We start from the raw sequence: 12979 nt of genomic DNA, 5'->3' as shown, positions 1-12979 counted from the left end.
ATTGAATATATGTCTTGATGTAATATTGACTAACTATATCTTCTTTTTATTCTTATCCAGAGGATTATATCTGATAATCCACTATATACAAGTCCTATTCCAACAATTCTCAAAAGAAGAACTATGCTTTTAAATGGATTAAATACAATTAAAAGGCCTATAATTATCCCTAATGCTGCAAGTATCATAGGAATTGTCTGATTACCACCGGCTTTTTTTATTATACTTGCATCCTGAAATTTGCTAAGACAACTTATAAGTATAAATATTCCAAACAGCAGCGGTATTATTGATATTATAGATTGTTTAAAAGTAAACATCAAAAGTGCAATTATACACAAAATAAGTCCCGGAAGATGATTGACTGGTGATGTATCTGCTCCATGATGTAATACATCAAGTTCCGTAAATGCTCCTATTATCAATATTACAAGTGCTGCAATTGTCGCAACAATATCTAATGTTGATGTTGGTCGTAATAACAATATTATTCCAAAAAATAATGTGAATATAGCTGACCATATTTTGTTGATTGAAAAAATCTTCATAGATAATTCCTCCTATTATTTTGTTATATTTATGTTTTTTAAAGATAGAATCCTTTTATTGTCTCATCTTTGATATCATCATTAATTCCAATGTATCTTAAAGTAATGCTTGGAGATGAATGATTAAATATCTCTTGTAAGATGGCAACATCTTTATTCTGTTTATAATGCCAATATCCGAACGTCTTACGCATAGTATGTGTTCCAATCTCGTCAAGTCCTAATAATGCTGCTGCCTGATTAAGCACTCTGTATGCCTGAACCCTTGAAACAGGCTTATTATCACCTTTTCTTGACTGAATAAGATACTTATCTTCTGATAATTCATTCTTCTTAATATACTCACTTACTTCTGCCTGAAGCTTGTCATTGATAAGAAATCTCTTATTCTTGCGTGTCTTTTGTTCAACGATTACAATATGTCTTTTTTTATAGATATCACTCACTTTAAGTGTCAAGATATCTGATACTCGAAGTCCGGTATTAATTCCAAGAACAAACATTATATAATACTTCTCATCTATCTTTTTTAGTTCTTCTTTTATTTCGGCTATTTGTTTCTGTGAACGTATCGGTTGAACTGTATTCATATAATTCTCACCTGTCTTTCGTATATATTACATAGAATTTCTACGTTATCATTACTTTAATAGTTAAAACGGTCAACTTGCGATCCCGTATACATTACATAGAGTTCTATATCATCACTTATGTTACTGATTATTATATTGTGTTACATTGAAAAAATCAAGAAAATAAATACCTCTTAGTATGGTAATAAAAATTCTAATACAAATTCTTCCATATTAAGAGGTATCTATTAATTATCTTATATACTATTATGTGAATGTTTTCTACTATCAATCTTAGCATAATATGCTGTTATCTTAGTGATTGCGTCATCTATACTTGTATCAACATCAAATACAGTAATTGCTTTTTTCTCGAATTGTTTTTGTGCCTGAAAACCTATTTTTTTACATACAACACACCTACAATCTTCTATAAGCGTTACTCCGGGAATTATTGATTGTGAACCACATCCATTACCATTACCACAACATCTATTATGACTGCTGCCATTAGTGCAGGCATTATTAGTATTATTGGACTCATTAGTACTATTGGTATTAGTATTATCTGAGTTATTAGTACTATTGGTATTAGTATTATCAGCTTTGACACTATTAACTTTACGCTTCTCGATAAGACGTATCTCATCTGTTATCTCATATATGAGGAATTCACTTACCTCACCGAATTTTAAATCTACATTAATTCCATCCAAAGAACCAACTGCAATCTTATATGCCATATCTCTCTCCCTCGTATATAAAAGTAGTAATATATATACCTTCTTAAAGGTCTGTATATTCATTATCAGAGTTATTATAGACTATATCAGTTAAATCTAGAAACTGCAACTGTATATATATCTTCAATCAGTCGTATTCCACCTGCATATCCGGCATAGAAACTGTCAAAAACCACTTTATCCTGTACCGGCCATGAGATATTAAGAAAGTTACCTTTTAACTCTTCTGTAAGCTCTTTCTCATAATATCCTCCAAGAATTAATGGATATCCATGATAATCATGTTCTCTGATTGCTTCGTGAATCTTATAAGTATCTGTTTCAAAAGAGACATCTGCTGCCAGACCATAATTCAACTTATTAAATTCTTTTACGATATCATCTCTCATATTCTTAGGTGTATCATCAGTAATAAACTGTTTCGCAGGAACAAGTCCTAAATCATTAACAAGAAATCTTGTAATTGCTAATGCATAATGTGCATCTGCTACTACTGAAAACTGTTTGTTTATTACTCGGTTTTCAAGAAAAAGATCTGCATATCGTTCTATTAGATAATAATAATAATCTTCATGTTCCTTTATCACAGATTCTACTTTTTCATTGCTGACTCCTGCGAATTCTCCAACTGTACGTAAAAATCTACTTGTTTCTGTTGCACCAATTGGCAAAGTCTTATAATGCAGATAAGGTATTCCTAACTTTTTCTCCATCTTCTTCATATTATTAATACCTACCCATGGCGATACGAGTAGATTATATTTTGCATGTGGAATCTTATTGATATTATCAATCCCACGTCTATAACCAAAGATAGTATTCGGAGTAAGCCCAAGTTCTTTTATCAATCTTTCAAGTTCTCTTATATTACCAAGCCAGAAAAGATCCTGATATGGAACGTCTGCAAAAATATTGATAAGTCCGTCCTGTTTATCATCTGATGGCGTGAGATACTGATCAATTATAGCATCTATTACTTGTTCATGTCCTTTGTAATTATTGCCTTTAAATCCGGCTGTTGGTGCATATATTACCGGTTTATCTGCATCATTAAAACGTGATACGACTTCGCCTGTATCATCACCTACAATCTCAGGAATACAGCCTGTAAGCACTACATACATATCCGCATCTATTACTTTTAATGAATTAGCTATAGTTGAATCTAATTTTTTGACTCCACCAAATACTACATCTTTCTCATTGATACTGGTACATGGGAAAATATTAGGTGAGAAATATCCTGAACTTCCGGTGCTATCTGAAAGTTTCTGTGCACATCCTGGTCCTGAATTAAGTACCGGAAGTGCTCGTTCAATCGCCTGTACTGTCTGCATTGCACCAAGTGCACATTTATATCTCTGTCTGTCAAGAAGTTTTGCCATATTATTTTGCCTCCTCTAAAAATGTATCTACCTGTTGTGTATACCACCAGTCTGTATATGGAAGTTTGGAACGTTTTGCCAGATTCTCTTCAAAACTTCTGTTACGGATTGTATCAAGAATTGTTCTTGCAAATTCTAAAGTATGCTTATATCCAAATATCATATATTCATCTGCAACATATACAGCAGGTGTTCCATTCTTAATTGCCCATACAGTTGAACCCGGATGTCTTGACAGGTACATATCAGGTTTGTATCTGTTAAGGACGTTCATCACTTCATAGTTCTGCTGATCTGCAACACTTGTCTCAAAATCGATATCATTGTCAAGAAGATATTTCATTGATGGCGGAACATCTCCATTTTCATATTTTTTATCATAATGCCATGCTAATGCCCATACAACCTTAATTCCAAGCTCATTAAGAACTCTTGAGACTTCAAATGTATAACCAGGTCCCATTCCAAGTACTGCTGTAAGTCCATTAAGTTCTTTCTTAACTTCCTCAATCTGTGGAATATAGATAGCTCTCTGCTCACTGATATAGCGTTCAACAAGCTCTGTTCTGTCTGTAATTCTTCCTATCTCTCTTAACCATGTCTCAAAGCCTGTAATACCGCACTGATTAATACTTCTTATGTATGGAACATTATATTTTTCTTCAAGTGCATTACCAATATAATTGCCAAGTGTACCACATATACAGGTTGTCGCAAGACTCTCTGACAGATGCGACAACTCTTCGATTGTAGAATTACAATACAAAAATACTGGTTCTAAATCGAAATTCTTAAAAATATCAATAATCTCTGTTCTGGCACTTTCAAAGAAATTCTTAAAATTAATCTTGTTACTCTTAATGCCTTCTCTTGGTGGCTTAACAATCTTTTGCATAATTGCATGGTCTGATATATCAAAGCCTGTTGCCCATATTCTTGATTTGAAGCCCTCACAATGTACAGCTACTACCGGAACATCTATCTCATAACTTACTTCATCAACTATACTGTCGATATCTTCACCGATTATTCCGGTTGCACATGAACTTGATACGAATATCGCATCAGGCTTATATCTGTCATTAACAGTGAGAATAATGTTCCTTAACTTTTCTGTTGAACCGAATATGGTATCTTTTTCATTCATATCTGTTCCAACATAGACTGTATTACTTGTAACATTTCTCTTTTTTGCCATAACTTTTGACATATAATAAGCATTGGCACTTGTAACTGAACATCCTGCCGGACCATGATGAATTATAGCGACATTACGGATTGCTGCAAGCTGTGATAATCCACACATTGACAGACATGTACTTGACTGTGAGAAACATCTTGAACATCCTTTTAGCGTTCCACACTCACTTTTAGTTGCTAAATCTTTTAATGTTCCAACATAGCCTGTAATAGAACCGATTCTGTTCTCTCTTGTAGCAATGTTCGAACTTGTTAGATTGATTGACATATTTATTCACTCCTGACTTATATTACTTTACATAAAATCTAATATTTACACAAAAACCAGAGGTTGTTAATTTACCTCTGGTTTTCCAGTCAGCAGCTCTGATTAATTATGTGTTAGAATAATAACACATCGTTATCTATTTGACTAATTGTTATCATTTATCATCTGTGATAAGTTATTCTTATCTCAGGCTATTAATAGCCTTTTTGATATTACTCTTTATATCGATTGAGTTCTTCGATATATCTTTTGCCTATGTCACTAAGTTCATGATTTTTTCTCATTATATAACCTATTGTAAGTGGATCTTCTTCTCTTAACTTTATTGTTACAAAACCATCCTTTAATGTGACACTCTCTGTCATAATTCCTGTTCCTATTGAATATCCATTGAGTTTTGCCATAATCTCTGATGATGTTGCTCTGTCGTTAGATTTTATAAGTTTATCAAACTCATAGTTACCAAGTGCTTCTTCTGACAGATAGAAGTCGTTGTCACTGCTCTGGTCAAAACTTACACATGGATAATCTCTCAATTCTTCAAGAGATATCTCTGCCCGGTCTGCTAACGGATGATCTTTCCATACATACGCAAATGTATTCTTGACCATTAATGGATAGAATTCAAGATTATATTCTTTAAACAGTTTTTTAAAAATATTCTTGTTGCTCTTTGAATATGCAATTATTCCTATCTCACTTGTCAGATCTCTTACATTACTAAGAACTTCATCTGTTCTCGTCTCATGCACTGAGTATACATATCTGTCTGAATCAAACTGTTTAACTGTATTAACAAATGCATGAACTGCAAATACATAGTGCTGCATCGACACTGAAAAGTGTTTCTTATCTCTGTTTTTGGCAATATATCTATCTTCAATAAGTTCATATTGACTGACTGCCTGTTTGGCATACGTAAGAAATTCTCTTCCGGGTTCAGAAAGTGTAATTCCCTTGTTAGTTCTCTTAAATAGCTTGATTCCAAGTTCCTCTTCAAGTTCACGTATCGCAGCTGAAAGTGCAGGTTGTGATATAAAGAGCTTTCCGGCCGCTTCTCGTATTGAAGATGAACCTGCAATAGCAAGAACATACTTAAGTTGTGATATTGTCATAATTAACGCCTCATTTCCTACTGGTATGATAGGATATATTTTATCTGTTTAACGTAAGTATGTCAACTCTGTTTTTGTAATTGAGTTGTTCTTTTCCTAGTTTTTCTTAAATCTGGCTATAAGTGCTGTTACGAATGATGTAATGAGAAGTGTCAGGTATATTACGGCTGATGTGTTTCTTGTGTCACTTGTCTGTGGTGCTATTATAGTACTATTCTTATTGCTATCTGTACTCTTGACATTTTTATTATCTGTTGATACTTTATCTGGTTTAATTACAGGATCTTGTGTTATTGTACTATTTTCTGTATTATCTGTCTGGTTATTACTAGTCTTATCAGCAGCAGTTACTTTATTATTTCCTGAATCTTCTGCATTGTTATCCTTATTATTAGAGTCGGCTGTATTATTGTCTTTATTATTAGAATCACCTGTATTGCTATCGTTATTAGAGTCATCTGTATTATTGTTATTATCTTTACTATCATCTTTATTATCGTTACTCTTATCAACTGTAAATTCCGTAGTTGCATGTCCATCTGTCCATATCATCTCAAATGAATGATTACCATCTGATATACTCTCAAGATAATCCGGTTTTAATGTAATGATAGTTGAGCCTTCTCTTACAGTATAATTGCTCTTATCAACAATCTTGCCATCAACTTTTATATTCTTAAAGTTAGCATATGAACCTGCTCCTCTAATTGATAATCCTTCTTCATTATCAGAAGATGCATTATATGTCCATTTGCTATCAGCTCCATCAAGAATATCATATACTTTAGCTTCAGTCTCAGGTTCAGTCGGCTTTGGTGTTGGCTTAGTCTCAGGTTCATTATCTGGTTCTGTTGGTGTTGGGGCTGGTGTTGGTGTTGGCTTAGTCTCTGATTCTTCAGAGATTTTCTTATATGTTGCTTTTAGTGTATGATCTGTCTGTACATTTGTAAATGTATAGACATCAGTTAATGCAACAGGCTCTCCATCAATACTAAGTGATTCCATAATATATCCATCTGACGGATATAATTTAAAAGTTACATCGTCCCCTGCTAATACTGTAGTAGTCTTAGTTTTAGGATCATAATTAGTATTGATTGTTAATGTTCCACCTCTACCAATATCAAGTTTTATCTTATATATTGATTGAGTATTATCTGTTTTTCTAAAAGTTACTTTTAATTTATGATTCTCATAAATTGGTTCAAATGTATAATTAAATTGTTTTCTATTATCTATCTCAACCGGCTTTTCATCAACATATAAAGAATCAATCTCATATCCTTTATCTGGAATTATTGATAAAGTTGGTTCATTACCCATATATACATAAGCATAATCGTCATATATATATGCATATTCTGCTTTTACAGTTCCACCAGTGCCAATATCAAGTTCTATTCCATATTCAGGTGTTGGTGGTGTATAATATTCTACTCTTAAAGTTGCAGAATCACTCTCAACACTTCCTGCACTGTTAGTTACAACACAGCGATACTTCCAATCGTTCATTGCATAATATACTGATGAAATCGTTAAAGTATTTTCATTTGCTCCTGTATATATAATGTCATTTCCTTCATAATCTTTATCACTACCTGTACAATTTTCAAAGTCATTAACACCATTTTTATTAACTTGCCACTGATAAGTAAGATTTTCTCCGCTTGCTTCAATGCTAAATGTAGCAGATTCTCCATAATATATCCATTGATTATTTGGCTGTGTAATGATCTTAGGTAATTCTTCTTTAGGTAATTCTTCTTTATCTATTCTAACATCAATATAAGTATCAACTGTTCTTGAAACATTTTCTACATAATCAGGTAATTCTACAATTCCTTTTAGCTTAAAATTCTGCTCTGTTGTAATATTTGGATCATATAAAGCTTCTATATTAGATGTATCCCATTTAACCGGCAATCGCTCATAATTATATGACCCATAATTTACACTTACATTCTTTGGAAAATCGCTATAATTCCTAATAGTATCATAGGATGTTCCGAATGGAAATTCAAATATCTCACAAGACTTGACAATATACTCAAATTTAGCTTTTGGTATAACATAAGAGATTCTAACATATTGTGTTTTATAAGTACTATCTTCGTATCTATCTGCTTTAATACCATTTATCATAACTTTTGTCTTGTAATCAATTGCATAACCTATTGCTGCTGAAATTCCAAAATCTAAAGTATAAGTAGTATCATATTTAAAACATCCATTTTTATCCAGCGAAGGGGTCCATTCTTTAGTATGATTCATAATATTAATCCCTTCTGTTGAACATCTAAATATAATATTATTAGGTGTAATACCAGCTTCTGGTTCATTTATAGTTAGTTCGATTGTGTCTATATATTTATCAGTACTACCTTCGTTACTACCATCTTCTGCCCAAGCCACAATCTCACGTCCATTAACCTGCATCATAACAAGTGTCATTGCGATCGCCACCACTACTGCGATACATTTTCTGATAATATCTCTCTTACTCATAAGAAAACCCCCATTTCTTTAAAAATGTATTGATATCACTTACATCTGACATCTGACATATTACATATTACAACATACTGTTATGTTAACTTTTATTATTAATTATAAATCGTACCTTAAGGTACGAGTCAAGTATTGTCGAATAAATAAATAGATTTTCAAAAACAATACTACAATTATAAAAGGTGTGGTGTAATAATGAAAAAACAAAGCGAAAACTTATTTAAGATAGGTGAAATATCAAAGACTCTTGGTGTCACACGAAAAGCTATTCTTCTGTATGAAGAGATGGGGCTGATCACTCCTGCATTTAAAGATAACGAGAGTGGCTACCGTTATTATACAGCTGACAATATGACTCAGATTCGTTCGATACGTTCATTGCAAAAGCTAGGGCTATCTCTTAATGAGATAAAAGAATATTATTCCGATACAAGCAACATTGAAAGACTTATGGAATTCCGTAAGACTTTGGATCAGAATATCCAGATGTTACAGCTTTGTTCTATAAAAGCCGGTGATTCAACTATTCACAGGATATATCTGTCTCATCAGGTATGCTATTGTCACAGATATCAATGTCTTGATACAGTTAAAGCAGCTGATCTGCTTCGTGATACTTATATAGCAGCTGTAAAAACAGGATATATGCTTATGGATTCTAAGATATTCACTGTTCGTATAACTGATAGCAATGAAAAGTATTCTTCGAATATTATTCATACAACTGATATTAGTGAAAAAGATTCTTCGGATATTATTCATACAACTGATACTGGTGAAAAAGATTCTTCGGATATTATTCATACAACTGATACTGGTGAAAAAGTTTCCTCGGATATTACAGATGCTGACAATATATATGCTAATGTTCCATTTACCAGTAAATTGGAAATTGTTAATAATGATACTTCTGATTCTATCCTTAATCTGATGGGTTGTATACCTGTAAGAGCTGACTATAATGGACCTGGCAGAGTTGAATTTGCTGAGACACAGGCATTATGTATATATCATCGTGGACCATACGATAAGATAGCTGAAGTTATTCAAATACTCACTAAATATATAAAAGAACATCATATTAAAAAAATGGGTGACTTTCGTTCTACATACCTTCAGGGACCTCCAAATTGTGGTGCTAATTCTGCTGATTATATAACGCAGGTTGCTGTTCCTGTAGAATTTCCAATAGAATTCTAACAACTTCAATATTATTTTTTAATAAAAGTAATACCCCGTCATGTAGAGAATTGTCTGTTCTGACAGATTATAGACTTCTCTTCTCTATGACGGGGTATTGTATTACATGTTATTGTAATTCACATATTGCATATCTCTCTTAATCGCTTATATAGATAGCATGGTCAGCTTAATTAGCATCGTTCTGTTTTTTCAACATAGCCATAATTGCCGCTATTGCAGATATAAGAAGAAGTGTTATATATAATATAGCTGATGTATTTCTTATATCACCTGTCTTTGGTGCTGTAAATATGTTATTTTTTGCATTATTAGCACTTTTAACATTCTTATTACCTTCTGTTGATACTTTATCAGGCTTGATTACAGGTTCGGTAGTCTGAGTATTATTATCATTTGATTTGTTATCAGATGACTGATTGTTGTCAGTGGTATTAGTGTTGTTGCTATTTTTGTTATTATCTGTCTGATTATTGTTGGCTTTGCTGCTATCATCTTTATTGTCTTTCTTATCGTCTTTGTTACTATTATCTTTATTGTCTTTTTGATTATTGTCGTCTTTGTTGCTATCATCTTTATTGTCTTTCTTATCGTCTTTATTAGTATCATCTTTGTTATCATCACTACTCTTAGCGATTGTGAATTCTGTAGCTGCATGTCCGTCTGTCCATATCATCTCAAATGAATGATCACCATCAGCGATAGTCTCAAGATAATCTGGTGTTAATGTGATGATAGTTGAACCCTCTTTTACAGTATAATAACGTTTATTAACAATCTTACCATCAACTTTGATATTCTTGAATTTGGCATACGATCCGGCACCTCGAATTGATAAGCCTTCTTTATTATCATCAGATGGATTATATACCCATTTACTGTCTGCACCATCAAGAATCTCATAAGTCTTAGCTGTTGTCTCTGGTTCTGTGTCAGGTTCAGGCTCTGGTGTTGGAATTGGAGTCGGTGTTGGCGTAGGAGTCGGTGTTGATGATGCTTTCTTAAAGATTACTTTTAATGTATGGTTAGTTGTAACATTTGCAAATGTATAACTACTAGTCTCATCAACTGATTCACCATCTATAATCAAAGATTCAATTACATATCCTTCATTAGGTGTAATTGTAAATGTCTGAGTATCATTCAATGATATATATAAATAATTGCCAAGATTGCTCTTAGGTGATACATCGCCACCATCGCCAATGTCTAAGTCTATTCTATATTTTTTGCTGCTATAACTATAATCATAAGTCACTGTTCCGTATTCACTATATACATAACCATTACTATTACTTACTTTACAACGGTATTTCCAACCATTCATACAGGAACAGCCTCTGACTATAGTTAGCGTATCTGTATTTTCACCACCATATGTAATATGTCCACTAGCACAATCTACATAATCTCTTCCGTATGAACTGATCTGCCACTGATAAGTAAGATTATCGCCTTTTGCTTCGACATGTAATGTAATGCCCTCATTATAATTAATCATATTTGTCTTACTAGGATTTTTAGTAATAACAGGAAGTTCTTCTTTTGTTTCTTCTTTGAATGTTACTTCTACTGTATGTTCTGAATCAATATTAGAAAAAGTATAAACTGTACTATTAATTAGCACTCCGTCAACTTTTAACGCATCAACTGTATAACCATTATCTGGCTGACATTCAATTGTTACTTCGTCACCTTCTAAAGCAGTGATAATACCATTAACAGGCTCTTTTGTAGCTTTAATACTTCCACCATTATTGCAAGTAATATTTATTCTATATGCTTTTTTACTGTAACATATCTTTACTGGATTACTTGTATTATTACCTGCGTCATTACTTACTATACAGTGATATTTCCAGCCAACCATCTTGTCTAAGACATTAGAAATAATCAAAGTATCTCTTGCCTCACCTTGGTATGTTGCTTCATTATCACTTATACAATCTACAAATCCATTTCCATCATTTTTATCAACCTGCCATTTATAAGTAAGATTATCTCCAATTGCTACAATGTCAAATGTGACTGTTTTTTTGTCTGAAGTGATGGTTTGATCTTCTGGTTGAGCTGTGATTATTGGTTTTACTACGTGCGTTTTATCATCCACTGTAATATATACATTTGCCAAAACATTTTCGATATTATTTTTAGTCATATATTCATCGGTATTAGTATTAGTCAATTCCAATTCTCCATATATATAAAAAGTTTGAAGTTCACTAACATTTGGATCGTATCCATCTGAAATTCCATTTTTAGGTATTGGAATCCAAGTGACAGGAACATATTCTGAATTGCTAACATTTTTATATCTAACCTTTATAGTACCAGGTAATTTCTTGATTATTTCATCAAGAGGTGTCCCGTTTTTTAAATATTGAGGTTCCGGATTCACTATTTCATCAAGTATACGTTCAGATGTATTACTAGTATCATCCTCTGCCCAAGCCACAATCTCACGTCCACTAGCCGGTATCATTACAAGTGTCATTACTATCGCAACTACTACTGCGATACATTTTCTAATAGCATATCTCTTACTCATAAGAAAAACCCCCATTTCTCTAATTGTATTCATATTGCTTGTACATTCTTACTCTTGCTGTCTAATAGTGTGAATTTAATCAATAGCAGGCTCTCAATATAATTCTCACTTGATATTATTTGATATCTGCTACTTCACTCTTACTATCTCTTTCTTTTTAATTATTATAAATCGTACCTTAAGGTACGAGTCAAGCATTATCTGTAAAATAGGTATATTTTTCAAAGTAAGTAATACAATTACAATTTGAATAAGTAATTTTAGTAAAACATAACTACAAGAATCTTATTGCAAAGCATATTATAGTTATATCGAATATCATAAAAACCTTTCTATCTTTTTTCTTACTTTAGACTTAACCTTTTTTTAGACTAATTACTTGCTTTTTTTACTTCCATCTCATCCAATACTCTTTTTCTTATGTAATACATAGCATTTTTAGGATGTTTTTTACCTTTTTGATAACGTCCTCTGTATGACGTTTTTATCTATCTCAACCTGTAATTATACCTTTTGTACTTCTAATCTTCGCATTCTGGTGATGCATCTGGGTATTATGGCTTTTGGTATATCATATTTTGCTTTTTCTCCCGTTGTTTTTATGATATATTTTGCAATGTAAAGCCGTCTAAGCCCGCATAAATACTGGGTTTGTGGGCTTTTAGATGCTTTTTTATCTAATGTAACACAATACATATTGTGTTACATTCAGCACCTTTTATGGCTCAAAAACCTATTTTTTATACATACTTTACATTTTTGACTTTGTATGATAGAATTTTTGTATTACATTGTAATACATTGTATTTGTAATACATATCTTGTATGACATGATTATATATTACAAAGGTATAATAAGTCACTATAAAATACAAAAAAAGCATACAGAAGC

General features: G+C 32.4%; 9 protein-coding genes. 1 reads left to right on the top strand and 8 read right to left on the bottom strand.

The annotated features are described in order from the left end of the window. Positions 1–29: 29 nt before the first annotated feature. The 7 genes from KQI85_RS07740 to KQI85_RS07710 all read right to left on the bottom strand — a co-directional run bounded on the left by KQI85_RS07740 (position 30) and on the right by KQI85_RS07710 (position 8336). Positions 30–548 (bottom strand): HdeD family acid-resistance protein, encoded by a 519-nt coding sequence (locus KQI85_RS07740; RefSeq protein ID WP_216575520.1) that lies wholly within the window; start codon positions 546–548, stop codon positions 30–32. A 38-nt stretch (positions 549–586) separates the two neighbouring features. Further along, a complete protein-coding gene (locus KQI85_RS07735) occupies positions 587–1138 on the bottom strand; it encodes a site-specific integrase (protein ID WP_216575519.1) in 552 nt (183 codons plus the stop codon). A gap of 239 nt (positions 1139–1377) precedes the next feature. Beyond that, positions 1378–1863 carry a NifB/NifX family molybdenum-iron cluster-binding protein gene (locus KQI85_RS07730; RefSeq protein WP_216575518.1) on the bottom strand — a complete coding sequence of 162 codons (486 nt, stop codon included), beginning with the start codon at positions 1861–1863 and terminating at the stop codon, positions 1378–1380. A gap of 86 nt (positions 1864–1949) precedes the next feature. Continuing rightward, positions 1950–3248, bottom strand: a complete 1299-nt coding sequence (locus KQI85_RS07725; RefSeq protein ID WP_216575517.1) for a nitrogenase component 1 — start codon at positions 3246–3248, stop codon at positions 1950–1952. Between the two features lies 1 nt (position 3249). Next, positions 3250–4716: a nitrogenase component 1 gene (locus tag KQI85_RS07720; protein ID WP_216575516.1), complete on the bottom strand. Its 1467-nt coding sequence runs from the start codon at positions 4714–4716 to the stop codon at positions 3250–3252. A gap of 212 nt (positions 4717–4928) precedes the next feature. Further along, complete coding sequence (locus KQI85_RS07715; RefSeq protein ID WP_216575515.1) at positions 4929–5831, bottom strand: LysR family transcriptional regulator; 903 nt, start codon at positions 5829–5831, stop codon at positions 4929–4931. Positions 5832–5927: 96 nt separating this feature from the next. Continuing rightward, positions 5928–8336: a hypothetical protein gene (locus tag KQI85_RS07710; RefSeq protein WP_216575514.1), complete on the bottom strand. Its 2409-nt coding sequence runs from the start codon at positions 8334–8336 to the stop codon at positions 5928–5930. A gap of 198 nt (positions 8337–8534) precedes the next feature. Here KQI85_RS07710 and KQI85_RS07705 point away from each other — a divergent pair, with 198 nt between their 5' ends. Continuing rightward, positions 8535–9539 (top strand): MerR family transcriptional regulator, encoded by a 1005-nt coding sequence (locus tag KQI85_RS07705; protein WP_216575513.1) that lies wholly within the window; start codon positions 8535–8537, stop codon positions 9537–9539. A gap of 169 nt (positions 9540–9708) precedes the next feature. Here KQI85_RS07705 and KQI85_RS07700 read toward each other — a convergent pair whose 3' ends face one another. Continuing rightward, entirely contained in the window at positions 9709–12087 is a 2379-nt protein-coding gene (locus KQI85_RS07700) for a hypothetical protein (RefSeq protein WP_216575512.1), read from the bottom strand. Positions 12088–12979: the final 892 nt, after the last annotated feature.

It is taken from the genome of Falcatimonas sp. MSJ-15, from assembly GCF_018918265.1.
GTDB lineage: Bacteria > Bacillota > Clostridia > Lachnospirales > Lachnospiraceae > Falcatimonas.
The sequence above is the reverse complement of the archived record's forward strand: the minus strand, read 5'-3'. Positions and strand labels throughout refer to the sequence as shown.

Coding starts and splice junctions, on each gene's coding strand:
- KQI85_RS07740 (WP_216575520.1), bottom strand. CDS start 548: ATGAAGATTTTTTCAATCAACAAAATATGGTCAGCTATATTCACATTA.
- KQI85_RS07735 (WP_216575519.1), bottom strand. CDS start 1,138: ATGAATACAGTTCAACCGATACGTTCACAGAAACAAATAGCCGAAATA.
- KQI85_RS07730 (WP_216575518.1), bottom strand. CDS start 1,863: ATGGCATATAAGATTGCAGTTGGTTCTTTGGATGGAATTAATGTAGAT.
- KQI85_RS07725 (WP_216575517.1), bottom strand. CDS start 3,248: ATGGCAAAACTTCTTGACAGACAGAGATATAAATGTGCACTTGGTGCA.
- KQI85_RS07720 (WP_216575516.1), bottom strand. CDS start 4,716: ATGTCAATCAATCTAACAAGTTCGAACATTGCTACAAGAGAGAACAGA.
- KQI85_RS07715 (WP_216575515.1), bottom strand. CDS start 5,831: ATGACAATATCACAACTTAAGTATGTTCTTGCTATTGCAGGTTCATCT.
- KQI85_RS07710 (WP_216575514.1), bottom strand. CDS start 8,336: ATGAGTAAGAGAGATATTATCAGAAAATGTATCGCAGTAGTGGTGGCG.
- KQI85_RS07705 (WP_216575513.1), top strand. CDS start 8,535: ATGAAAAAACAAAGCGAAAACTTATTTAAGATAGGTGAAATATCAAAG.
- KQI85_RS07700 (WP_216575512.1), bottom strand. CDS start 12,087: ATGAGTAAGAGATATGCTATTAGAAAATGTATCGCAGTAGTAGTTGCG.